The organism is Vibrio coralliirubri, from assembly GCF_024347375.1.
Lineage (GTDB): Bacteria > Pseudomonadota > Gammaproteobacteria > Enterobacterales > Vibrionaceae > Vibrio > Vibrio coralliirubri.
In genome coordinates this window covers 3,098,072-3,121,712 of the sequence record NZ_AP025470.1, presented here as the reverse complement: position 1 = coordinate 3,121,712, position 23,641 = coordinate 3,098,072, and the positions used below count along the sequence as shown (strand labels likewise).

The window sequence follows — 23,641 nt, the reverse complement described above, 5'->3', positions numbered from 1 at the left end:
TGTATTGTTGAAAGTTGTGTTAACAAAAGGTGTGTTATTAGTGAAATGTCATTTTAATATAAGTGCATTTGCATATTGATTTTTAGGCCGTCTCGCTGCATTATCCGCCCGTCAAAAAATACACTGATACGTAAAATGGATGCATGAAGCGACATTTACAGTCTCAATCGCCGCAAGAATATAACAAGAGTGCCGACACAACATTGACAGAGGCATAGGCGATTAAGAGGAAGGCTAGGAAGCATGATCGGTGCTTAAACTCAATTACGAGGTTCACGTGACAGACTTAATCAATTTGATGAACGATCTCCTTTGGGGATCTATCTTAGTTTACTTACTGGTTGGTGTGGGTATCTACTTCACTGTACGACTAGGCTTCATTCAATTCCGCCATTTCGGCCACATGTTCTCTGTTCTTAGAAACAGCCGTAAAGCAGACAGTGCTGGTATCTCTTCTTTCCAAGCTCTTTGTACTAGTCTCGCTGCTCGTGTTGGTACGGGTAACATGGCAGGTGTTGCAGTAGCACTAACCGCTGGTGGCCCTGGTGCTATCTTCTGGATGTGGCTAATCGCAATGCTAGGTATGGCAACATCGTTTGCAGAAAGCACACTGGCACAGCTATACAAAACGCGTGATAACGACGGTAACTACCGCGGCGGCCCTGCATACTACATGGAGAAAGGCCTAGGCATGCGTTGGATGGGGGTTCTATTCTCTATCTTCCTAATCATTGCATTTGGTCTTGTATTCAACGCGGTTCAAGCGAACGCGATTGCAAGCGCAATGAACACAGCATTCGACCTTGAGCGCAGCTATGTTGGTGTTGGTATCGTAATCATCTCTGCATTCGTTATCTTCGGTGGTATCCGTAAGATTGCACGTACAGCAGAAATCATCGTTCCAATCATGGCATTGGCTTACCTAGCGATCGCTATGTACGTGATGTTCGCGAACATCGAGAAAGTGCCTGAAGTACTGGCTCTTATCTTCAAGAGTGCATTCGGTCTGCAAGAAGCAGCAGCGGGTGGCCTAGGTTACGCAATCGCACAAGCGATGATTAACGGTATCAAACGTGGTTTGTTCTCGAACGAAGCGGGTATGGGTTCGGCGCCAAACGCAGCAGCTTCTGCTACGCCTTACCCACCGCACCCAGCATCACAAGGTTACGTGCAAATGCTAGGCGTGTTCATGGATACCATTGTTATCTGTTCAGCAACAGTCGCAATCATCCTGATGTCTGGTGAGTATGTACCACACGGTGAAGTAACGGGTATCGAACTAACGCAACGTGCACTAACAGCACAAGTGGGCGAATGGGGCGGCATCTTTGTAGCGGTAGCGATTTTCTTCTTCGCTTTCACTTCAATCATTGCAAACTACTCGTACGCTGAAACGAACCTTATCTTCCTTGAGCACAACAACAAGAAAGGCCTAGTGCTGTTCCGTATCGTTGTTCTGGGTATGGTTATGTTCGGTTCTCTAGCGACGTTACCAACGGTATGGGCACTGGCTGACGTATCGATGGGCCTAATGGCGATTGTTAACTTGGTGGCGATTATCCTGCTATCAGGCATCGTGATTAAGCTAGCGAAAGACTACAACCGCCAACTAGACGCGGGTAAAGTACCAACATTCGATTCGAATGACTTCCCAGAGCTTAAGTCTCAGCTGGAAGATGGTATTTGGGATAAAAACAAGAAGTAATCTTGTTGGAGCGATAAATGGCTCATCCTAAAGTGATTAGAAAGGCTAAGGTTTCGACCTTAGCCTTTTTCTTTGCCTGTCATTTGTCTCATTCTGTCTATCGAAGCTCATTCTCCCTATCGAAGTAATAGGAAGAGTCATAAAGACAAGTTGATGTTTTTTCTATACTCTAGCTGCATCCAGTTAGATAACCGATTAGGGTAAAGTTATGTTAGTTGTCGTTTCTCCAGCCAAAACACTTGATTACGAATCACCATTAGCGACGGAACGCTTTAGTCAGCCTGAGTTTGTTGAACACTCTGCTGAGCTGATTGAAGAGTGCCGCAAGCTGACGCCAGTAGATATTTCTGCACTGATGAAAGTCAGCGATAAAATCGCAGGGTTGAACGTAGCGCGCTTTGAGCAGTGGAGTGAGACCTTTACCCAAGACAACGCACGCCAAGCAATCCTAGCCTTTAAGGGCGATGTATACACTGGCCTAGACGCTGAAACGCTATCGGATGAAGATTTTGATTACGCACAAAACCACCTGCGCATGCTTTCTGGGTTATATGGCTTGCTTAAGCCGTTAGATTTGATGCAGCCATACCGCCTAGAGATGGGTACACGATTGGCCAATGCTCGTGGTACTAACTTGTACCAGTTCTGGGGCAACATCATCACAGACAAGTTGAATGAAGCGTTAAATGCTCAAGGCGACAACGTGTTGATCAACCTAGCATCGAACGAATACTTTAAAGCCGTGAAGCCGAAGAACTTGGATGGCCAAGTGATTACCCCTGTCTTCAAAGACTGCAAGAACGGTCAGTACAAGGTGATCAGTTTCTACGCGAAGAAAGCGCGTGGCATGATGGCTCGCTACATTATCGAGAACAAGATCGACTCGGTTGAGGCGTTGACTCAGTTTGATACGGCGGGTTACTACTTCGTTGAAGAAGAGTCGAACGCGAAAGAGCTTGTTTTCAAGCGTGAAGAGCAAAACTAGTAGCCCTTGGCTAACGAGTTACTCTCGGTTTTAGCCTCTAATTAAAAATTAGAGACCGAGTTATTTAGCCTGATAATAGGCCAGACAATAATAAGCTAGACAAAGAAAAGCCCTATGCAGCGAACTGCATGGGGCTTTTTTATTGAATCGTTAAAGCTGGTAGATTACTTCTTCTTTGCTGCTTTCTTTTTCTTGGCGATTTTTTTCTTTTTCGCGATTTTTTGTTTCTCTACTGCTTTCTTATCTTCTTTCTTCGGTTTCTTCTTCTTAGTCACGGCCGCTTTCTTATGCGTAGGGCGCATGCCTTCGATGAAGCGTTCTTTGATTGGTTCGTCTGTGTAACGAGCCACACGCTCAATCATTAGTTGATCGTGCGCTTCAATGATAGAAACCGCGTTACCTTTTTTACCAGCACGAGCAGTACGGCCAATACGGTGTAGGTATACGTCAGCAGTACGTGGCATGTCGTAGTTGATTACGTGGCTTACGTCTGGAAGGTCGATACCACGAGCAGCAACGTCAGTCGCTAGTAGTACGTTGACAGAACCGTCACGGAAACGAGCAATCGCGTTGTTACGACGATCTTGAGGCATTTCACCTTGGATCCATGCACATGGGATTTGCGCGCTTTCAAGTTGAGCTCGTAGATCACCTAGACGATCACGCGTCTTCAAGAACACGATGCTGCGCTCAGCTTGCTCTGTGATGACGTGCTTTAGGATGTTCAGCTTGTGCTCTGCTGTGTCTGCACGGTGGTACCACTGAGTGATCTTCTTACGCTCACGAAGTGATGATTTCGCATCGATCTCCGCTGGGTTTTTCAGTAGGTCTTCAGTGAAGCCTTCAATGCCTTTACCTTCTAGCGTTGCTGAGAACAGTAAAGTTTGTTTACGCCAGCGACACTCTGCAGACAGACGGTCAACAACAGGACCAAAGCCCATGTCTAGCATGCGGTCGGCTTCATCTAGAACCAGCCATTCAATCGCACGACAGTCAAAACGCTCGCCTTCAATGTATTCCATCAAACGACCAGGTGTTGCTACTACGATATCTTGAGTCGTACTTAAGATATCTGCGTGCTCTTGGTACATCACACCGCCCGTGATCGTGAAGATGTTTAGGCTGGTGTATTTAGCAAGCTCACGTGCTTGTTCGGTGATCTGCATTGCTAGCTCACGCGTTGGCGTCAGGATAAGCATACGTGCAGGGCCAGATTTCTTACGTGGGAAATCCAGTAGGTATTGCAGTGCTGGCAATACAAATGATGCTGTTTTACCAGTACCTGTTGGCGCAGAAGCCAAAACGTCTCTTCCATCTAACGCTTGTGGGATTGCTTCAGCTTGTATCTGTGTTGGACGTTCGTAGCCCATTTCGTCAATTGCTTTAAGCAGCTCTTGGTTTAGATCGAGTTCTGCAAAGGTTCTGATCACTGTTGTTTCTCCACAAGCAATAAATGTTTCTGCCTCAAAAAGCAGACGATAAAAAAGAGTAGTCGGACATTATAGAAGCATTAGTGATTAGGATCACATGGTATTTGCTACATCTTGAGATAAAAATCTTTAGTGAGCGCAATAAATGCTTCGCTATAACCACCTTGGTGGTGAATTGTAAGCGATTCGCGCTGCAAATCTTGCTCGCAAGCAGGATCTTTAGATAACTCAAATAGAATTCGGCTAGCCGGTTTCTTGTCTGTTGTTTTCACATCAAGGCGTTTTGCTAGATACCAACCACATTGCTCGGCAAGCTTGATAAAACCTTCCCCCTCAGGCGTCGGTAGGATGAAACTGGCAGTCGCGGCGTCGGTTGTTATCTCGAAACAACGCTGGGCAAGCGCTAAGTGATCCAAGCTGTCGGTGTGTCTGGCGGTGGCTCTTTGGCTTTGCTGTGCCTGTTCTCCAGAGTTGAAGTAGGGTGGGTTACAGATGACCGCATCAAACTTTTGTGGAAAGTCGGTCGTTAACACGCTGCCGTGATGAAGAGAGATACGATCTTGCCAAGGTGATTGCTCAATATTGACTGTGGCAGCATCAATGGCGTGTTGATCAATATCAATCGCAGAGATTGAAGCATCCTCAAAACGCTGCGCAGCCATCAAGGCCAGCAAACCTGTTCCGGTTCCAATATCGAGTAGACATGATCTTTGTGGCAGGCTTACCCACGCGCCAAGTAATACGCCATCGGTACTGACTGGCATACCGCTTTTCCCGCCGTAAATTGAGAATTGCTTAAAATTGAAGCTTTTAGTTTGCACTGTTTTGTCTTTCATTAATGTTCTGAGTATCGAGATATTTTAAGTGATTAGCTCTAATGTTAACCGCTTGTATGAATCAATGTTCTGCTTGAGAAACTATTGTTGTGAATTATGGTTAGTTTATAATTGTGGCTATTTTTCTATAGCTAGTGGAATCCACTGCTTTTTGTTCTCATATGCAAATTTATATGGTGTTTTTGTGTGGTGACTTGCAGCTAGCCAGTTGTTTCGTCATTATGCGCGACTATTTTATAGATTGATTGGCAGCTTTGAGCTGTAACATTCATGTAAGCACAACATAAATTCATAAATATAATTAAGGATTATCTGTGAAACAGAGTCTAAAACTAACAGATATAATGGCATTGGGCTTTATGCTTTTTGCGTTTTTCTTGGGTGCAGGTAACATCATCTTCCCACCTCTAGCTGGCCAATTAGCCGGTGATCACTTCCTTCCAGCGATGTCTGGTTTTCTGCTGACTGCCGTTGGTCTGCCGTTAATCACTATCGTCGCGGTCGCAGTGGCTGGTGGCTCTTGGGGTCACTTAACTAAAGATCTTCCTAAGAAAGCTGCAACCATCATGGCTGTGCTGATCTTTATCATTATCGGTCCTGCATTTGCTGCACCGCGTACTGGCCTTGTTGCCTATGAGATGGCGGTGAAACCGTTCTTCATCGATGCCTCTCAAGCTCACCTAACTCTCTTTTCGATTGCATTTTTTGTAGTAGCGATGTTCTTCTCATGGTCGCAAGGTAAGCTTATTGACGTCATTGGTAAGGTACTTACACCTGCACTGTTCGTTGGTTTGGTTGTACTGGCGATTGCTGTATTCGTTAACCCTCAAGGCGATATTCTTGCGGCTCACGGTGAGTACATCACTCAGCCACTGACCAAAGGTTTCCTTGAAGGCTACAACACCATGGATACTTTTGCTTCTTTGATGTTTGGTATGTTGATTGTTGATGCGATTCGTAGCAAGGGTATTACTGACCGTGCAGCGACGACTAAGTACCTAATTAGCGCGGGTTGTATTGCCGCAGCAGGTCTAGCGTTTGTTTACATCTCTCTATTCTTCCTAGGCGCAACAAGTGCAACAGTCGCAGCTGGTGCAGACAATGGCGGCGCTATCTTAAGCCTATACGTTCAATCGTTGTTTGGTCCTTCTGGTCAGCTAGTACTTTCTGTGATCGTACTATTAGCGTGTCTAACTACGGCGATTGGCCTTGTGTCAGCATGTTCTGATTACTTCAGTTCGCTAACGCCTCTGTCTTACAAGACTTGGGTAATCATCAACGGTGTCGCTTGTGCAACCGTTGCGAACGTTGGTCTTTCTCAACTGATTTCTCTGTCTGTTCCAGTACTGTTTGCACTGTACCCAGTCGCTATCGCGTTGGTTGCTCTGACATTCTTGCGTAGCCGTTTCCCTAATCCAAAAGCGGCTTACCGCGTAGTGGTATTAGTGTCACTACTATTTGCTCTTATTGATGGCGCTAAAGTAGCGGGTGTAGACGTGTCTGCACTTAAGATGTTGCCACTGTTTGAGATCGGTATGGGTTGGTTGCTTCCAACAACGGCTGCAATCATCTGTATGTTCTTCGTTGGCAAGTCAACAGAACAAGAGATGGCAGAAGAGACTGTTTAATCTTCCGTTGAGATTAGATTGTCCTTCGAGATGAAATAGAAAAGGCCTCATTACTTCGCAGTAATGAGGCCTTTTTGTATTCTGTGGTCGTTTTATATTCAGCTACTTAGCTACTTAGCTACTTAGCTACTTAGCCGAGGCATTTCTGTTTGGTTATAGCTTTTCGCTGTACTCAACCAGTACTTGCTCAATCCAGCTTGCGATACGGTCGTCGCTAAGCTCGTATTGTGAATCTTCATCAAGCGCCAAACCAACGAATTGAGATTTGTCTTCTGTCAACGCTTTAGACGCTTCGAACTCGTAGCTGTCATCGTTTGGCCAGAAGCCAACAAACTCTGCACCCGCGGTTTTCAGTTCATCATGCAATAGACCCATCGCATCGAGGAACCATTCGCCGTAGCCTTCTTGGTCACCTAAACCAAACAGAGCCACAACCTTGCCTTTCATTGGCGTGGTTGCGATGTCTTCCCACAGTTCATTCCAATCTTCTTGGATTTCACCGAAGTCCCAAGTTGAGATGCCCAGCAATAAAAGGTCGTAGTCCGCCATCAATGAAAGAGGGGTTTCTTTCACGTTATGGATATCAACTAGGTCTTCACCAATAATGCCGCGAATTTTCTCTGCTGCCATTTCTGTGTAGCAGGTGGTTGAGCCGTAAAATAATCCAATTTTCATAGCAAACGTTCGATTTTAATTTCAGATGGCGAATTCTAACCATAAATCGACTTCGATTGCAGCGATTATCCGCTCAAGTCGTAATTTTTATGGCATTCATATTTGCTCTGGCATACTCTCAAAACAGTTTCCAATATTGTGAGTAACACTATGCAGTCGCCTCAAGGGCAGAGCGCAGACCACGGTCTCGTTGAGCAGTTTTTAGATGCTATGTGGATGGAGCGAGGATTATCGGAGAATACGCTTGTCTCGTACCGTACCGATTTGTCCAAGTTATTAGCGTGGATGGAAAAGAACAATTACCGCCTCGACTTCATTAGCCTTTCGGGTTTACAGGATTATCAAGGCTGGTTAGCCGACGCCGATTTTAAGCAGACTTCTCGTGCCCGTATGTTGTCGGCGATTCGTCGCTTGTTCCAATATTTACACCGCGAGAAAATCAGAGGCGATGATCCAAGTGCTTTGTTGATCAGCCCGAAGCTGCCGCAACGCTTGCCGAAAGATTTGAGCGAAGAACAGGTTGATGCTTTGCTCGATGCGCCAGATCCGAACGATCCGATTGAGCTTCGCGATAAGGCGATGCTTGAGTTACTCTATGCAACCGGTTTGCGTGTGACAGAGCTGGTTAGCTTGACGATGGAAAACATCAGCCTAAGACAAGGCGTGGTGCGTGTTATTGGTAAAGGTGGCAAAGAACGCTTAGTTCCAATGGGCGAAAATGCGGTGGATTGGATAGAGACTTTTATTGAACAAGGTCGTCCACATCTACTTGGCGAAAACAGTTCTGATGTGGTTTTTCCGAGTAAACGCGCCAAGCAAATGACCCGTCAGACGTTCTGGTATCGTATCAAGCACTACTCGGTCGTTGCTGGAATCGACACAGAATTGTTGTCACCCCACGTATTGAGACACGCTTTTGCGACGCATTTACTGAACTATGGCGCAGATCTCAGGGTCGTACAGATGTTACTTGGGCATAGTGACTTATCGACAACCCAAATTTATACTCACGTGGCGACTGAAAGGCTGAAGCAAATTCACGCGCAGCATCACCCACGTGCTTAAATCCATTTATTTTTAAGGTGAACTTAATGAGCGTATTACGCCGTCTTCCTCTACTAGCGCTTCCTCTTATGATTACTGCATGTAATGCATCAGAAGCGAAAGTAGAAACAACATCAACAGCCGTAGAAGCTGCTCCAACTCAAGCTATTGATACAGCTGCGTTAACTAAGCGTTTTGAAAAAATCGGTATTAAGGTCGATAAGATTGTCCCTTCGGATATCGATGGTCTGTTAGAAGTTCAAACCAACAGCGGCATTATCTTTTCTTCTCCAGAGGGCGATCACTTTCTAGCCGGTACACTTTACTCTTTGGATGAAAACGGTAAGTTCAGTGATGTTTTGGCTGAGCGTCAAGCTCCGCTGAATGCTGAAAAAGTCGCGGCGATGTCGGATACGGTTATTGAATACAAAGCCGATAACGAAAAGTATGTTGTGACGGTATTTACTGATATTACGTGTGGCTACTGTGTTCGTCTGCACAGCCAAATGCAAGGCTACAACGATTTGGGTATCACCGTTCGTTACATGGCTTACCCACGCCAAGGTGCGACAGGGCAAGTTGCCGATCAAATGGCAGCAATCTGGGCTTCAGATGATCCAAAAACAGCGATGCATGACGCTAAAGTAAACCGTCAAATGCCAGCGTCTGGTAAAGACCTAGCAGAGCAAAAGCAGATCATTGCTAAACAGTACCAACTGGGTCGTGAGCTTGGCATCAATGGCACACCGGCTATCGTGCTAGCAAGTGGTGAGTTGGTGAGTGGTTACTTACCGCCAGCACAACTTCTTCAACGTTTAGAGCAATAATCTCGTTTTCTGTATTGCCAATTTGTCCCCCCATGTTTTTGATTTAAGGAGTGGCCTGATTGATATCGGGCCCATTTTTATATGATAGAGATCCAACGCCGTCCTGAGGTCGACATTTCAGTCTTACCTGCCCATTTACCTGACTTGTTAAAGCGCATTTATGTGAGCCGCGGAATCGACAGTGCCGACCAACTAGAGACAGCAGCGAAAGGTCTGCACTCTTATCAAAAACTGGGCGGCATTGATGCTGCGGTTGAGCTGTTGTTCAAAGCGATTCAACAGCAAAAGCGCATCATTATTGTTGGTGATTTTGATGCCGATGGCGCGACCAGCTCGGCGTTGTCTGTTTTAGCGTTACGTATGCTCGGCAGCTCTAACGTCGATTATCTAGTACCAAACCGTTTTGAAGATGGTTATGGCTTGAGCCCGGAGGTTGTCGAACAGGCAATCGAGCTTGGTGCTGAAGTGATCATGACGGTCGACAACGGTGTATCTTCAATTGAAGGTGTTCGCTTCGCTAAAGAGAAAGGACTAGAGGTTCTGGTTACCGATCATCACTTGCCGGGCAATGAACTGCCAATGGTCGATGCGATGGTGAACCCAAACCTTGAGAGTTGTGCTTTTCCTTCTAAAGCCTTAGCGGGTGTAGGTGTGGCTTTCTATCTGATGATGGCACTGTGTGTTCACATGCGTAAACTGAATTGGTTTGCAGAACGCGGCATGACAGAACCTAAGTTGATGGAACTGATTGACCTTGTGGCGCTGGGTACGGTTGCCGACGTGGTTCCACTCGATGAAAACAACCGAATTTTAGTGCATCAAGGTTTGCAACGCATTCGTGCGGGTAAAGCTCGCCCGGGTATTCAAGCCTTGATCGAAATTGCTAAGCGAGATGCTAAACGTTTGGTGGCGTCTGATTTTGGCTTTGCTCTTGGCCCTCGTATCAATGCAGCCGGCCGACTGGACGACATGTCTTTTGGTGTTGAGCTGCTCATGAGCAACAATATCCATGCGGCTCGTCGAATGGCGAGTGAGTTAGATGGTTTGAACCAAACACGTAAAGAGATCGAAGAGGGTATGAAGCAAGAAGCGATGGCTTTTTGTGAGCGCCTTGAGTTTGGTAAAGACGATCTGCCTTCTGGTTTAGCCTTGTTCCAACGTGATTGGCACCAAGGTGTGATTGGTATCTTGGCTTCGCGTATTAAAGACAAATACCACCGCCCAGTGATTGCGTTTGCAGATGGCGGCGAAGGCAGTATCAAAGGGTCTTGTCGTTCGATTCCGGGTCTGCACATGCGTGATGCTTTAGACCGTATCGACACTCAAAACCCAGGCTTGATTCTTAAGTTTGGTGGCCATGCAATGGCGGCTGGCTTAACCATCATGGAAAAGGACTTTGAACGCTTCAGCAAGTTGTTCAATGATGTTGTGAAGAATGAACTTGGAGAAACAGCACTTAAGGGCATTATCTTGTCTGATGGTGAGCTGTTACCAGAAGAGTTCTCGATGCACACCGCTGAAACGCTGCGTTCAGGTGGCCCGTGGGGACAAGCTTTCCCTGAGCCAATCTTCGATGGTGAGTTTAAAGTGCTGCACCAAAAGTTGGTGGGTGAAAAACACCTTAAGCTGATGCTCGAGCCGCTCTACAAAGGTCATCCTACCAATGTGATGATTGACGGTATTGCCTTTAACGTCGACCTACGTCGCTGGCCTGATGCTTCGGTGAAAACCGTTCACCTTGCATTTAAGCTCGATATCAACGAATTTCGCGGCAACCAATCGTTGCAGCTGATGATTGATCATATCGAAGCCAAATAGTTATTTTGGGCTCAATAATGCTCATTATATAGTGCCAAATTCAACAAGCTCTGTTCAAAAACAGGGCTTGTTTTCCTTCCTGCCCTTACAAATTTTACGTGTTTTTTCTGCCTGTCAATTTTATATCCTATTAAGTTGTTGAATCTTGGTTCACCACTCTAAAAAATTCTGTATCTCCGTCACACTTTTGAGTACAATTCTTCGGTTAAATTCTACTCATAAATGATGAGCTAAAATGTTTGAAATCAATCCTATAAAAAACCGTCTGCAGGATGTGTCTGAGCGCACAAATATCCTGAGGGGGTATCTTTGACTATGACGCTAAGAAAGAGCGTCTAGAAGAAGTAAACGCAGAATTAGAACAACCGGATGTATGGAACGAACCTGAGCGTGCTCAAGCGCTAGGTAAAGAACGTTCTGCATTGGAAGCGGTAGTAGAAACGATCGACCAACTTGACCAAGGTGTTGAGGATGTTGATGGCCTATTAGAGCTTGCGGTTGAAGAAGAAGATCAAGAAACGTTCGATGAAATTGAACCAGAACTGGCTGAGCTTGAAGCTAAGCTAGAGAAGCTGGAATTCCGTCGTATGTTCTCTGGTGATCACGATGCATCAGATTGCTACATCGATTTACAGTCAGGTTCGGGCGGTACAGAAGCTCAAGACTGGACTTCAATGATGTTGCGCATGTACTTACGTTGGGCAGATTCGAAAGGCTTCAAGACTGAAGTTATCGAAGTGTCGGATGGCGATGTTGCTGGTCTTAAAGGCGCAACGGTGCGTATTTCTGGTGAGTATGCTTACGGTTGGTTGCGCACAGAGACTGGTGTTCACCGTCTAGTTCGTAAGTCACCATTTGATTCAAGTGGTCGTCGTCATACTTCATTTGCATCTGCGTTTATCTATCCTGAGATTGATGACAACATTACGATCGACATTAATCCTTCTGATCTACGTATTGACGTATACCGTGCCTCTGGCGCTGGTGGTCAGCACGTAAACACCACGGAATCGGCGGTACGTATTACTCACGTTCCGACTAACACTGTGGTTCAGTGTCAGAATGACCGTTCGCAGCATAAGAACAAAGATCAAGCGATGAAGCAGCTACGTGCTAAGCTTTTTGAACTTGAGATTCAAAAACAAAATGCTGAAAAACAAGCGAGCGAAGAAACGAAATCAGACATCGGTTGGGGCAGTCAGATCCGCTCTTACGTGCTGGATGATTCTCGTATCAAAGATTTACGCACCGGCATCGAAAACCGTAATACTCAAGCGGTTCTTGACGGTGACTTAGACAAGTTTATTGAAGCTAGCCTGAAATCAGGTCTGTAAGCTTTATCAACTATTAAGCTTTACCAATAATATTGGTAAAAATGCCTATATTTGCAAAAATATAGCGGTCCAAATTTTAAAAGCAGGGTACATCTCTAATGACTGATGCTGTTCAAAACGAAAACGCACAAGAAGCTTCTTCACCTGAAGAGAACAAACTAATCGCTGAGCGCCGCAGCAAGCTGGATCACATCCGCCAAAACTGCAAAGCTAACGGTCACCCAAATGACTTCCGTCGTGAGCACCTAGCTGGCGACCTTCAAGCGGAATTCGGTGAGAAGACTAAGGAAGAGCTAGAAGAGCTTAACCATATCGTTGCGATCGCTGGTCGTGTTATGGCGAAGCGTGGTCCATTCCTTGCGATTCAAGAAACTTCTGGTCGTATCCAAGCATACGCAGCGAAAGACGTACAAAAAGTACTGAAAGAGAAGTACCAAGGCCTAGATATCGGTGACATCATCGGTGTTAAAGGTGCGCTTCACAAATCGGGTAAAGGCGACCTTTACGTGAACATGGAAGAGTTTGAATTGCTGACTAAAGCACTTCGCCCTCTACCAGAGAAGTTCCACGGTCTAACTGACCAAGAGATGCGTTACCGTCAGCGTTACGTTGACCTAATCGTGAACGAAGATTCTCGCAATGCATTCATCGTGCGTTCTAAGCTAGTATCTTCAATCCGTAACTTCATGAGCGCGAAAGGCTATCTAGAAGTTGAAACGCCAATGATGCACGTGATCCCGGGTGGCGCAACTGCACGTCCATTCATCACTCATCACAATGCACTAGACATCGACATGTACCTACGTGTTGCACCAGAGCTTTACCTTAAGCGTCTAGTAGTTGGTGGTTTTGACCGTGTATTCGAGATCAACCGTAACTTCCGTAACGAAGGTCTATCTCCACGTCACAACCCAGAATTCACAATGATGGAATTCTACCAAGCGTACTCTGACTACAAAGACCTTATGGATCTGACAGAAGAGATGCTAAGCACGGCAGCAATGGACGTTCTTGGTTCTACTTCTATGCCTTATGGTGACGAAACGGTTGAGTTCGGTGGCACTTACGCTCGCATGAGCATGTTCGATGCAATCAAACACTACAACCCTGAGCACGCTGAGATTCAAGCGCTAACAGAAGTAGACCTACAAGACCGTGAGAAGATGGTTGCTATCGCAAAATCTGTACACGTAGACGTAGAAACGTTCTGGACATGTGGTCAGCTTCTAGAAGAGATCTTTGGTGAAACGGCTGAGCCTCAGCTAATTCAACCAACGTTCATCACTGGCTACCCAGCGGACATCTCTCCTCTAGCACGTCGTAGCGATGACAACCCATTCTTCACAGACCGTTTTGAGTTCTTCATCGGTGGCCGTGAAGTAGCGAATGGTTTCTCTGAGCTTAACGATGCACAAGACCAAGACGAGCGTTTCAAAGCGCAAGTTAACGCGAAAGACGCGGGTGATGACGAAGCGATGTACTATGATGCAGACTACATTACTGCACTAGAGCACGGCCTACCGCCAACAGCGGGTCAAGGTATCGGTATCGACCGTCTAGCAATGCTATTTACAAACACGCACACAATCCGTGACGTGATCTTGTTCCCGGCAATGCGTCCACAAGCGTAATTCTCGCTTTTGGGGCGTAACAGCCTATGTAATTAAAAAGCCACCTTCGGGTGGCTTTTTCTGTTTTTGGGCTTCAAAACCTAGTCTGTACCGCACTCTTGATTCGAAAAATCGTTATTTCTGACATAGTCTTACTATTGAGACATAAAATCTAAGATAGTCTCACTACTATACGTCTCTGCGCTGAATATGATCTCGCGGCATTTTGTCGAACGATGAAGCAGTGACTCGTATTAGTCTGATTTAAATAAAAATAGAATAAGGAAGAAGGATGGGAACTCAATTTAAGATGGATTCCTTACCAGGTTCTCTTATCGTCGTTGGTGGTGCGTACGAACCCTGGTTATCAGTGTTAGAACAAGTGGGTTGGCAGTGTACCCAGTGTGCAGATTTACGAAAAGCCGATGCCTTGATTGCTGATATTGGCCCATGTATTGGTATTGTCGATCTTAGTCATGATGAGTTCAGTCTCAACGGTATTGCTAATCTTGTGAGTAATAACAAGCAAGTGAGATGGCTCGCCTTTATCCGTGAATCGCAATTAAGCTCTGATACGATCTGCCAGTTTATCGTTAACTTCTGTATCGACTTTTTCACGGCGCCAATCCCAGATGCTCAGTTGCTGAGTACCATTGGTCACCAGCTGGGTATGCTTAAGCTTGAGCAGAAGGTATGGCCAAACTACGGCATCAATAACAACATGGGACTGCTAGGCGATTCTGTGGCCGTGAAGCGCTTGAGAGACCAAGTGAAGCGTATTGGGCCGACTGATGTCAGTATCTTGATTTATGGCGAGAGCGGGGCTGGTAAAGAGACTATTGCACGCTCTATTCACCAAAACTCGTCGCGAGCACAGAAACCATTTTTAACGGTTAACTGTCGTGCCTTGTCTGAAATGAGAATAGAAGCCGAGGTGTTTGGCATATCAGCACAGCCAGCGACTACGCCTTGTATGTTGGAAGAAGCCGATGGCGGAACCATCTTGCTCAATGATGTTTTAGCGATGCCACGCAATCAACAACTGAATCTGCTGCGCTTTCTGCAAGAAGGTAAGATTGAAACCGCGAATGGACCGAAATCCGTTGATGTGCGTATTCTGGCCGCGAACTCCTCTGATATCGAGAAGGCGTTGATCGAGGGCGATTTCAATGAAGAGCTTTATCATTATATCAATGTTCTGCGTATTCATGTTCCGAGCTTAAAAGAACGTGTGAGCGATATTTCAGTACTGGCGAATCATTTTCTGCGTGAGTACTCGAAAGAGTTTAATGCTCAAGCGAAGAGCTTCTCAGACGATGCTATCCGTTCGATGAATCGATACCATTGGCCTGGAAATGTGCGTGAGCTGATGAATCAGATTAAGCGTGTTGTGTTGATGTCTGATGCTGTGATCATTGAGGATCACCAACTGGATTTACCGAAACAGAATGATGAACGCCGAAGCTTGAAGAGTATTCGAGAGCGCTCAGAGCGCGATGCGTTGCTGATTGTATTGGAATCTTACGGTGGTCAGGTTTCGTTGGCAGCTAAGGAGCTCGGTGTATCACGAGCGACGATGTACCGCTTGCTGAATAAACACAGCCTAATCTCTGAAGGGGTTGTTTAGACTCTTTTCTACATGACTTTATTCAGTCACCGTAAATTAAAGGCCACGTATCTACGTGGCTTTTTTGTTTCTGAAGGATAGTCCGTTGTTTTCTAGTTCGACCCTAAGAGAGATATGCTGTGATTTTATATAATCATAGTGAATATGTTAGATGTAAATGAATATGCAACTGATATTTCAGGCGAATGCATTGTTTTAAAAATGTTAACCAATTAGCGGTTGAATAATATACTCACTTGGTTAGACTTTAACCGTGAAAGCAACGATTTAACAAAGACTTGTCTGCTTTTACTTCCCCATTTCTTTTTGGATTTTTTAGTTAGCTTGGAGGCGCAAATGAAACATTTCGATTTTATACAGCATATTTGCGCGTCGTTTGATCCATGTACTGACATGGTGACTGATATGTCACACACATCAGCCATGGCCGATCGAAACACCCAAGATAAACCTAACTAATAGATCCGTACCCTTATTTGGCTGCGGAAAAATAGCAGCTAAGTGAGAAGCCCTCATACTATCTAACACGCTATTTTTCCTCAGTTGATTCAACAACTGGAGAGTTATTATGCGTCACTCAGTATATTTAAAATTAGCAACAGTCCTTATCCGTGCCGATCTTCGTCGTGAAGAGCGTGAATGGCAACGAAAAGTTCGTCGTAGTTCATATGAGCTGCCATGGAACAATACTCACTTATTAAGAGATATTGGTCTTGAAGCTGACGGTCGACCTATTGGTTTTTCTGAACCAGAAGTCGTCACTATTGAACGTCGAGTACGTCACCTTCGTCGTGTCTTAAGTGCGCGAATACCGACGTAATCTACGGGGTTGATAGCACCTTTCAACCCCTAAGATAATTAACAGTGATAGTTATGGCGTCGAAAGTGCAAACTTTTGAACTAGAACTGGCCAAAAAAGAGAAGCGCTTGCTTCTCTTTTTTGCTTATTTAAGCCGAGATCTGTGCTTTTTTAAGTCGTTATCTAGTAAAGGAAAAGAGTTCTACTAAGCTTTATAGAGCAAGGGAGGCCGGCTATGCAAAAGCATCAATTAGACATGTGGTTACATGGAGAGCACAAAGACTCTTATCAAACACCCAAAGTGTACGTTATTGGCTGTTCTGATATCTCAGAATATCTACTGGCGGTGGAATACAAACACAAGCTAGAACCGGTAAAGCAAGACGGCGAGCCGCTTCACTTTGGATCCTTGGATCAAGTGAAAGAGGAGTTACTCCGGCTCGGCTTTGAAAAGGCGTATCTTCGCTTACACAACGCCTATGATGAGTTTGGTAATGAGCCAAGTCAAAGCTACTGCGATATTGAACTGGCGCTTAAACCTCATTAAGAGTTGTTTGTAGCGCGAGATTGATTCTAATTACAGACTGTTTTGTAACGCACTGATAGTTTGGGCTATCGAGGCTAGATTAAGCGATCTATGCGTAATGTGTTGTCAGTAATTTATGGGTGAATTGAGTTCGTAGATAGAAACCGCGTGGTTTGGTTTTGATAGGTTTTCCACTTGCACCGTAAGCTTCCGTTAACACACGACTGTTAGCAGCCTTCGGACGTAAATGCAGTGCTTCACCGTGTCTTGCTGTTATCTGTTCAACATTGCCTAAAACGATCAACTCCATCAGTTCTTCCCAATCTCGTTTCAAGAGTTCATCTTCCGCTTGGCTAGGTGTCCATAATAATGGGGATCCTACATGCCTCTCTGCTAGCGGGATCTCTCTTTCTCCCTCGACAGGGATCCACAACACCTTAGACAGCTTGTTTCGAACGTGGCTGGTTTCCCAAGTTATGCCTTGAACACCCATCAAAGGCGCAACACACACAAAGGTGGTTTCGAGTGGCTTGCCAGAGTAGCCAATCGGAATGCTTTTTAGTTCTATCCCGAGCTTGGCAAAATCTTGTTCTGGCTTACTGCCTGCAGGCGCACCCAAGTGCCATTCCAATAGCTGCCCAACCCAGCCTTTATCACGCTTAAGGTCGTTTGGCATCACCATCTCTGCTTCGTCGGCGAGCTCTTTAAAGGTCATTCCGGCGATGGCATACGCACGCTCTAACAGCTCTTGTTGTGTTTGTGGTTCTGGTTTCATAATAAAAGGCATGATCAAAAAAATGATTTTATCAGAAGTTATCACCAAATGACGACTGGTTAAGAAATGATCTCCTTGCGAGAAAAGGGATCAAACTCAGGGTTATCCACAGGACATAAAGGTAATTAATTGAAATATTAATTTAGTGGATAAATAAACAGGGGTTTATGGTGGATAAAATGCTTGCCAAATGGGGTTCAAAATGAATCTTTCACTTAGTAGTGTGGATAAACATCGGAGTGGTTGATCTTTAACCATGTCAGATTTCTGAAAGATCTTTTACATTTCTAATGTTGTTTAAAACCAAGATATTATTTTAATTATTTGATTTATATGAAAATAAATTAGGTTTTATTGATTTGTCTTTTTTGGTGTTGATGAATCTATGGATTAAAAAAAACGATTGCGGGTAATTCTTCACATAGTTATTCACAGAAAAGGTGAATAAATGTGGTCTATGTCTCACTATTGTGTGGGTAACTAGAATTTGAGCGAAACTTATCCATATTCCTAGTTATTATTCATAAATATAGCGCTTATCACGTCACTAAGTTTGCTCCGATTGGGGATATGTGGAAAAATCAGAGTAATTAAAAATTTAGATAGAGGTTGGCCAGTGATAGATGGCGATGGTTACCGATTAAATGTTGGTATTGTAATCTGTAACAACCATGGTCAGGTCTTCTGGGCTAAACGATACGGGCAACATTCATGGCAATTCCCTCAAGGGGGAATAGATGAAGGTGAGACTCCGGAGCAGGCAATGTACCGCGAGTTGTATGAAGAGGTTGGCCTTACTAAAAAGGATGTAAAGATCGTCGCGACAAGTCGTCATTGGTTACGCTACAAGCTACCCAAACGACTGGTTCGGTGGGATTCTAAACCTGTCTGTATTGGACAAAAACAGAAGTGGTTCCTTTTGCGCTTAGATTGCGATGAATCGCATATCAATATGCAGCGTGGAAGTACACCTGAGTTTGATGGTTGGCGTTGGGTGAGTTACTGGTACCCAGTTCGACAAGTTGTTTCTTTCAAGCGAGATGTTTACCGTCGAGCGATGAAAGAGTTCGCATCTTTAGCAATGCCGTTTAAAGAGCGAAAAATAAAAGGAAAGCGCAAATTGCGTAGAGGTTAAGCATGCTCAGTCAACTAAGGGAAATAGTTGAACACGTATCAAGAGTTGAAGATGTGTCGACGGCTCTTGATATTTTGGTTAAAGAGACATGCAGTGCGATGCAGACGGAATGTTGCACCGTGTATTTGGCAAATAATGATATGCAGCGCCTTGAGTTGATGGCAACTCAAGGCCTGATCTTCAAAGGCAATAGCATTCACATTGGTTTTGACGAAGGTCTGGTTGGCCTTGTTAAAAGAAGTGCTGAACCTATCAACCTTGCACAAGCGTCAGCTCACCCTGCTTATAAGTTTTTTCCAGAGCTTGGAGAAAACGTCTATCACTCTTTTCTCGGTACTCCGATTATCCACCGCAAGCAAGTGCTCGGTGTATTGGTCATTCAACAGAAGACCCCGCGTTTATTTAGTGAGATGGAAGAATCCTTCCTTGTCACGCTCTCTGCACAACTTGCCGTTATTGTGGCGCATGCCCAAACTCAAGGCCATTGGCTGTTAGAGCAACAGAAGCTACCTGCGACTAAAGGTATTGCCGCTTCATCGGGCGTGGCGATTGGTGATTTATGGTGGGACAACACTCAGCCTGAACTCACCGATGTTTATCCTGCTTCGACGCTCAATGTTGAAAGAGAGCATGAGTTGTTGGCGGTAGCGGTTGAAAATGCCCTCAATGACTTTAAGCGCATGCGAAAGCGCTTAGATAGCGAAATCAATAAAGACGCGCTGGCGATCTTTGACCTGTTTACTCACTTACTCAACGATCCTATGTTGCGTAAGGATCTAAAAAGCCAAATCCAGAAAGGCGATAAAGCCGACTGGGCATTAAGACAGGTTGTTGAGAGCTATTCGAATCGCTTTGCTCGTATGTCAGATGTGTACCTTCGTGAGAGAGCACAAGACATCCGAGAGCTCGGACAAAGGCTGCTTTATTTCCTCCACAACTCTGAACATGAACTTCGCACGTTAGATAAGCCGATTATCCTAGTGGTTCGTGAGTTAACCGCTTCGGTATTAGCGTCTATTCCAAAAGAAAAGCTCTTGGCGGTTATTTCCTTGGAAGGGGCGGCGAACTCGCACGCAGCGATTTTATCTCGAGCGCTTGGCATACCTTCAGTCATGGGGGTAAATCTTAACTTAGCTCAAGCTAATGGTAAGCGAGCGATTGTTGATGGGTATAGCGGTGAGATCTTTATTGAGCCGTCTAAAAGCCTGCTCAAAGAGTATCGAGGGCTGATTCTAGAAGAGAGTGAGCTCTCATCTATGGTCAATCGCGAGCTGTACCTTCCGGCAAAAACCCAAGACGACAAGCAAGTCGAGATCCTGCTTAATGCGGGCTTGAGTGCAGACACTAACATCGCTATCAACCAAGGCGTTGATGGAGTAGGGCTGTATCGAACTGAAATATCTTTCTTGTTGCAGCAAAGGTTCCCGTCAGAGGACGAACAATTCAAGCAGTATCGCTCTGTACTGGCAAGCTACCCTGAAAAGCAAGTGGTGATGCGTACACTCGATATCGGTGGTGATAAGGCCTTACCGTATTTTCCTATCGAAGAGGACAATCCATTCCTTGGTTGGCGTGGTATTCGTTTTACGCTCGATCATCCAGACATCTTTATTATTCAGTTACGTGCCATGCTGCGTGCGAGTTGTGAAAGCCATAACTTGAGTATTTTGCTGCCGATGATCTCTGGTGCTCAGGAATTGGATGACGCGCTACAGCTGATTGAACAAGCGTATGACGAAGTGCATGAGCTTGATAACCGAGTGCGTATGCCTCGCGTTGGTATCATGATTGAAGTGCCATCCATGCTGTACATATTGCCGTTGATTGCGCATAAGGTCGATTTCGTTTCAGTGGGTACCAACGACTTAACCCAATATTTATTAGCGGTTGATCGGAACAATTCACGAGTATCCGATGTCTATGAATCAATGCACCCTGCGGTGATCATGGCATTAAAACAAATTCATGATACTTGTAAGCAATATCAATTACCTGTGTGTATTTGTGGCGAGTTAGCTGGTGACCCGATGGGCGCGCTGCTATTGATTGGATTGGGGTATGAGACGTTAAGTATGAATACCTCGAATGTCGCAAGAACCAAATATTTGATTCGTCAATCGAATTTGGCTGAATTACAAGATTTGGCAAATAAGGCACTTTCAAAACCGTATGGTAGTGACATCTATAGTATGATGCTGAACTATTTCGAAGAGCGTGAATTTACAGGCTTCATTCGAGCAGGTAAAAAATAGGATTTAACGTGTCATATGAACTGATAGGCTTGTTAGCTGGCCTTGGTGCTATTGTTGGTGTTTTAGCTGGCTTGCTAGGCATTGGTGGTGGTTTGCTGGTGGTTCCTGCCTTACTGTTTTTGCTTCCTAAAGCGGGTATCCCTCAAGAGTTTGCGATGCAAATGGCATTGGCTACTTCGCTATCAACCATCATAGTTACGTCGGGATCGTCTGCGATTAACCATCTAAAGTTGGGTAATGTAGAGATGTTTGTCGTTAAATGGTTGATGCCAGGTGTGGTGATAGGTGGCTTCCTCGGTTCTTTTGTGGCCGATGTGATTCCAGCTCAATACCTACCAAAAGTCTTTGGTGTGATTGTCTTGGTATTGGCGTTGCAAATGCTGTTGTCGATTCGCTCTAAGAGCCAAAAATCGATGCCGGGTTCAGCTAAAACCGTGCTGTGTGGTGGCGGGATTGGTTTGGTATCAAGCTTAGCGGGCATTGGCGGTGGATCTTTATCGGTACCTTTCCTTAACCATCACGGTGTGGAAATGCGTAAAGCCGTCGGCTCATCTTCGGTATGCGGTTGTGTTATCGCGATTTCGGGAATGCTAGGTTTCATTTGGCATGGTTCTTCTGTCGATGATCTTCCTGCGTATAGCTTGGGTTATGTTTATCTACCGGCTTTGATCGCGATATCTTGTACCTCTGTTTTGACCACTCGAGTGGGTGCGAAACTGGCCACTCAATTGCCAACCCCAGTGCTGAAGAAATTCTTTGCGGTATTTTTAATGTTTATAGCAGCCACAATGCTGCTGTAGTGTCTTTTCTGTTAGCCATTGAGCTAACCGTTAATCAATTTAGATAGAGAGCCAAGTATGTCTCAGGGTTTTATCGAATTCCCAAATATCGATCCTGTTCTTATTGAACTAGGACCAATCTCAGTTCGTTGGTACGGCCTAATGTACCTTGTCGGTTTTATGTTTGCTCTTTGGTTAGCAAATCGCCGAGCTGACCAACCGGGTAGCGGTTGGACTCGAGAGCAAGTATCAGACTTACTGTTTGCTGGCTTTCTAGGTGTGGTGCTGGGTGGTCGTATTGGCTACGTACTTTTCTACAACTTTGATCTTTTCCTAGCAGACCCTCTTTACCTATTTAAGGTATGGACTGGCGGAATGTCTTTCCACGGTGGTTTGCTTGGTGTTATTACTGCCATGTTTTGGTATGCCAAAAAGAACGGTCGAACCTTCTTTGGTGTTGCAGACATGATTGCACCATTGGTGCCATTTGGTTTAGGCATGGGACGCTTAGGTAACTTCATGAACAGCGAGCTTTGGGGCCGTGTGACTGATGTGCCATGGGCGATTGTGTTCCCTAACGGTGGTCCACTTCCTCGTCACCCATCTCAACTTTACGAGATGGCGCTTGAAGGTATCGTGCTGTTCTTCATCTTGAACTGGTTTATCAAAAAGCCGCGTCCTCTTGGTTCTGTATCAGGGTTATTCCTAGCTGGATATGGTACATTCCGCTTCTTAGTAGAATATGTACGTGAACCTGATGCTCACCTAGGTTTGTTCGGTGGATTTATCTCTATGGGACAAATTTTGTCACTGCCAATGGTTATCATCGGTGTGCTGATGATGGTGTGGGCATACAAGCGTGGTCACTACAAAGACGAACTACCACAACAAACGAAGTAAGGAATTGGTGTGAAACAGTATTTAGATCTGTGTCAGCGTATCGTTGATGACGGTACTTGGATTGAAAATGAACGCACGGGCAAGCGCTGCCTAACCGTGATCAATGCTGACCTTGAATATGATGTTGGTAATAACCAATTCCCACTGGTAACAACGCGTAAGAGCTTTTGGAAAGCCGCAGTTGCTGAACTGCTTGGCTATATCCGTGGTTACGACAATGCTGAAGATTTTCGTAAGCTAGGGACTAAAACTTGGGATGCGAACTCGAACCTGAACGAAGCATGGCTGAATAATCCTTACCGCAAGGGTGAAGATGACATGGGCCGTGTTTATGGCGTTCAAGGACGTGCATGGGCAAAACCTGACGGCGGTCATATCGACCAACTGAAAAAGATTGTTGATGATCTAACGAACGGTATCGATGACCGCGGTGAGATCTTAAACTTCTATAACCCAGGTGAGTTCCACATGGGTTGTTTGCGTCCGTGTATGTACAGCCATCACTTCTCTCTACTTGGTGATACTCTGTACCTAAACAGCACTCAGCGCTCTTGCGATGTACCCCTAGGCCTGAACTTCAACATGGTTCAAGTGTATGTCTTCTTAGCTATCATGGCGCAAATCACGGGCAAGAAAGCTGGCGTGGCTTACCATAAGCTTGTGAATGCTCACATCTACGAAGATCAACTTGCACCCATGCGTGATATCCAGTTAAAGCGTGAGCCGTTAGCTGGCCCAACATTCCATATCAATCCTGAGATTAAGTCTCTAGAAGATTTGGAAACGTGGGTAACGATGGATGACTTCTGGGTTGAAGGTTACGAATGCCACGAAGCGATTAAGTACCCATTCTCGGTTTAATCTCACTCGCTTTGTTTGATTGAAAGGCTGCCTCTGTGCAGCCTTTTTTATTTGTTATGCTTGGCTTGCTTACTATTTGTAAAACCAATAATCTT

Annotated in this window: 21 protein-coding genes; 17 read left to right on the top strand and 4 right to left on the bottom strand. The window is 45.2% G+C overall.

The window, feature by feature from the left end:
* Positions 1-277 precede the first annotated feature (277 nt).
* Entirely contained in the window at positions 278-1,705 is a 1,428-nt protein-coding gene (locus OCV20_RS14185) for an alanine/glycine:cation symporter family protein (RefSeq protein ID WP_086773843.1), read from the top strand.
* A 208-nt stretch (positions 1,706-1,913) separates the two neighbouring features.
* On the top strand, positions 1,914-2,690 hold the full coding sequence (gene yaaA / locus OCV20_RS14180; RefSeq protein ID WP_048606773.1) for a peroxide stress protein YaaA: 777 nt from the start codon (positions 1,914-1,916) through the stop codon (positions 2,688-2,690).
* 164 nt (positions 2,691-2,854) lie between these two features.
* On the opposite strand, the gene srmB is transcribed toward yaaA, so the two are convergent.
* Both srmB and OCV20_RS14170 read right to left on the bottom strand, forming a co-directional pair.
* On the bottom strand, positions 2,855-4,120 hold the full coding sequence (srmB, locus tag OCV20_RS14175; RefSeq protein WP_017059323.1) for an ATP-dependent RNA helicase SrmB: 1,266 nt from the start codon (positions 4,118-4,120) through the stop codon (positions 2,855-2,857).
* 107 nt (positions 4,121-4,227) lie between these two features.
* Positions 4,228-4,956: a tRNA1(Val) (adenine(37)-N6)-methyltransferase gene (locus OCV20_RS14170; protein ID WP_086773751.1), complete on the bottom strand. Its 729-nt coding sequence runs from the start codon at positions 4,954-4,956 to the stop codon at positions 4,228-4,230.
* Positions 4,957-5,270: 314 nt separating this feature from the next.
* Here OCV20_RS14170 and brnQ point away from each other — a divergent pair, with 314 nt between their 5' ends.
* Entirely contained in the window at positions 5,271-6,584 is a 1,314-nt protein-coding gene (gene brnQ / locus OCV20_RS14165; RefSeq protein WP_019820574.1) for a branched-chain amino acid transport system II carrier protein, read from the top strand.
* Positions 6,585-6,737: 153 nt separating this feature from the next.
* Here brnQ and fldB read toward each other — a convergent pair whose 3' ends face one another.
* Complete coding sequence (gene fldB / locus OCV20_RS14160) at positions 6,738-7,259, bottom strand: flavodoxin FldB (RefSeq protein WP_086773749.1); 522 nt, start codon at positions 7,257-7,259, stop codon at positions 6,738-6,740.
* A gap of 150 nt (positions 7,260-7,409) precedes the next feature.
* Between fldB and xerD the strand changes: the two genes are divergently transcribed.
* From xerD to OCV20_RS14115, 9 genes are all read left to right on the top strand, one after another.
* Positions 7,410-8,324 (top strand): site-specific tyrosine recombinase XerD, encoded by a 915-nt coding sequence (gene xerD, locus OCV20_RS14155; protein ID WP_017059327.1) that lies wholly within the window; start codon positions 7,410-7,412, stop codon positions 8,322-8,324.
* 26 nt (positions 8,325-8,350) lie between these two features.
* Entirely contained in the window at positions 8,351-9,130 is a 780-nt protein-coding gene (locus OCV20_RS14150) for a thioredoxin fold domain-containing protein (RefSeq protein WP_086773748.1), read from the top strand.
* 81 nt (positions 9,131-9,211) lie between these two features.
* Entirely contained in the window at positions 9,212-10,948 is a 1,737-nt protein-coding gene (recJ, locus tag OCV20_RS14145) for a single-stranded-DNA-specific exonuclease RecJ (protein ID WP_050635059.1), read from the top strand.
* Positions 10,949-11,183: 235 nt separating this feature from the next.
* A protein-coding gene (gene prfB / locus OCV20_RS14140) for a peptide chain release factor 2 (protein WP_100208942.1) occupies positions 11,184-12,282 on the top strand; the annotation gives its coding sequence in 2 pieces (ribosomal slippage) (positions 11,184-11,258 and positions 11,260-12,282; 1,098 coding nt in all).
* A 98-nt stretch (positions 12,283-12,380) separates the two neighbouring features.
* Positions 12,381-13,913, top strand: a complete 1,533-nt coding sequence (gene lysS / locus OCV20_RS14135; protein ID WP_086773747.1) for a lysine--tRNA ligase — start codon at positions 12,381-12,383, stop codon at positions 13,911-13,913.
* Positions 13,914-14,184: 271 nt separating this feature from the next.
* The gene (gene vpsR / locus OCV20_RS14130; RefSeq protein WP_086773746.1) at positions 14,185-15,519 is read left to right on the top strand and encodes a cyclic-di-GMP-binding transcriptional regulator VpsR; all 1,335 of its coding nucleotides are present in this window, start codon (positions 14,185-14,187) and stop codon (positions 15,517-15,519) included.
* A gap of 336 nt (positions 15,520-15,855) precedes the next feature.
* Positions 15,856-15,978: a hypothetical protein gene (locus tag OCV20_RS14125; protein ID WP_258954150.1), complete on the top strand. Its 123-nt coding sequence runs from the start codon at positions 15,856-15,858 to the stop codon at positions 15,976-15,978.
* Positions 15,979-16,087: 109 nt separating this feature from the next.
* Positions 16,088-16,339 carry a hypothetical protein gene (locus OCV20_RS14120; protein ID WP_017059332.1) on the top strand — a complete coding sequence of 84 codons (252 nt, stop codon included), beginning with the start codon at positions 16,088-16,090 and terminating at the stop codon, positions 16,337-16,339.
* A 214-nt stretch (positions 16,340-16,553) separates the two neighbouring features.
* Positions 16,554-16,865, top strand: coding sequence for a DUF6482 family protein (locus OCV20_RS14115; protein WP_004735016.1), 312 nt, complete (start codon positions 16,554-16,556; stop codon positions 16,863-16,865).
* 88 nt (positions 16,866-16,953) lie between these two features.
* Here the strand turns inward: OCV20_RS14115 and mutH are convergent, their stop codons facing one another.
* The gene (mutH, locus tag OCV20_RS14110; RefSeq protein WP_048606845.1) at positions 16,954-17,619 is read right to left on the bottom strand and encodes a DNA mismatch repair endonuclease MutH; all 666 of its coding nucleotides are present in this window, start codon (positions 17,617-17,619) and stop codon (positions 16,954-16,956) included.
* A gap of 616 nt (positions 17,620-18,235) precedes the next feature.
* Here mutH and rppH point away from each other — a divergent pair.
* The 5 genes from rppH to OCV20_RS14085 are packed head-to-tail and all read left to right on the top strand — an operon-like array spanning position 18,236 to position 23,546.
* The gene (rppH, locus tag OCV20_RS14105) at positions 18,236-18,754 is read left to right on the top strand and encodes an RNA pyrophosphohydrolase (RefSeq protein WP_017059335.1); all 519 of its coding nucleotides are present in this window, start codon (positions 18,236-18,238) and stop codon (positions 18,752-18,754) included.
* A 2-nt stretch (positions 18,755-18,756) separates the two neighbouring features.
* A complete protein-coding gene (ptsP, locus tag OCV20_RS14100; protein ID WP_086773745.1) occupies positions 18,757-21,006 on the top strand; it encodes a phosphoenolpyruvate--protein phosphotransferase in 2,250 nt (749 codons plus the stop codon).
* An 8-nt stretch (positions 21,007-21,014) separates the two neighbouring features.
* Positions 21,015-21,806 (top strand): sulfite exporter TauE/SafE family protein, encoded by a 792-nt coding sequence (locus OCV20_RS14095; protein ID WP_017059337.1) that lies wholly within the window; start codon positions 21,015-21,017, stop codon positions 21,804-21,806.
* A gap of 57 nt (positions 21,807-21,863) precedes the next feature.
* On the top strand, positions 21,864-22,685 hold the full coding sequence (gene lgt, locus OCV20_RS14090) for a prolipoprotein diacylglyceryl transferase (protein ID WP_017059338.1): 822 nt from the start codon (positions 21,864-21,866) through the stop codon (positions 22,683-22,685).
* A gap of 9 nt (positions 22,686-22,694) precedes the next feature.
* Positions 22,695-23,546, top strand: coding sequence for a thymidylate synthase (locus OCV20_RS14085; RefSeq protein ID WP_017056122.1), 852 nt, complete (start codon positions 22,695-22,697; stop codon positions 23,544-23,546).
* The last annotated feature ends 95 nt before the right edge of the window (positions 23,547-23,641 follow it).

Bases quoted from the DNA above. Each gene is read 5' to 3' on its own strand.
- recJ (WP_050635059.1), top strand. From the start codon at position 9,212: ATGATAGAGATCCAACGCCGTCCTGAGGTCGACATTTCAGTCTTACCT.
- OCV20_RS14150 (WP_086773748.1), top strand. From the start codon at position 8,351: ATGAGCGTATTACGCCGTCTTCCTCTACTAGCGCTTCCTCTTATGATT.
- xerD (WP_017059327.1), top strand. From the start codon at position 7,410: ATGCAGTCGCCTCAAGGGCAGAGCGCAGACCACGGTCTCGTTGAGCAG.
- OCV20_RS14115 (WP_004735016.1), top strand. From the start codon at position 16,554: ATGCAAAAGCATCAATTAGACATGTGGTTACATGGAGAGCACAAAGAC.
- ptsP (WP_086773745.1), top strand. From the start codon at position 18,757: ATGCTCAGTCAACTAAGGGAAATAGTTGAACACGTATCAAGAGTTGAA.
- lgt (WP_017059338.1), top strand. From the start codon at position 21,864: ATGTCTCAGGGTTTTATCGAATTCCCAAATATCGATCCTGTTCTTATT.
- lysS (WP_086773747.1), top strand. From the start codon at position 12,381: ATGACTGATGCTGTTCAAAACGAAAACGCACAAGAAGCTTCTTCACCT.
- OCV20_RS14170 (WP_086773751.1), bottom strand. From the start codon at position 4,956: ATGAAAGACAAAACAGTGCAAACTAAAAGCTTCAATTTTAAGCAATTC.
- vpsR (WP_086773746.1), top strand. From the start codon at position 14,185: ATGGGAACTCAATTTAAGATGGATTCCTTACCAGGTTCTCTTATCGTC.
- mutH (WP_048606845.1), bottom strand. From the start codon at position 17,619: ATGAAACCAGAACCACAAACACAACAAGAGCTGTTAGAGCGTGCGTAT.
- OCV20_RS14125 (WP_258954150.1), top strand. From the start codon at position 15,856: ATGAAACATTTCGATTTTATACAGCATATTTGCGCGTCGTTTGATCCA.
- fldB (WP_086773749.1), bottom strand. From the start codon at position 7,259: ATGAAAATTGGATTATTTTACGGCTCAACCACCTGCTACACAGAAATG.
- yaaA (WP_048606773.1), top strand. From the start codon at position 1,914: ATGTTAGTTGTCGTTTCTCCAGCCAAAACACTTGATTACGAATCACCA.
- OCV20_RS14120 (WP_017059332.1), top strand. From the start codon at position 16,088: ATGCGTCACTCAGTATATTTAAAATTAGCAACAGTCCTTATCCGTGCC.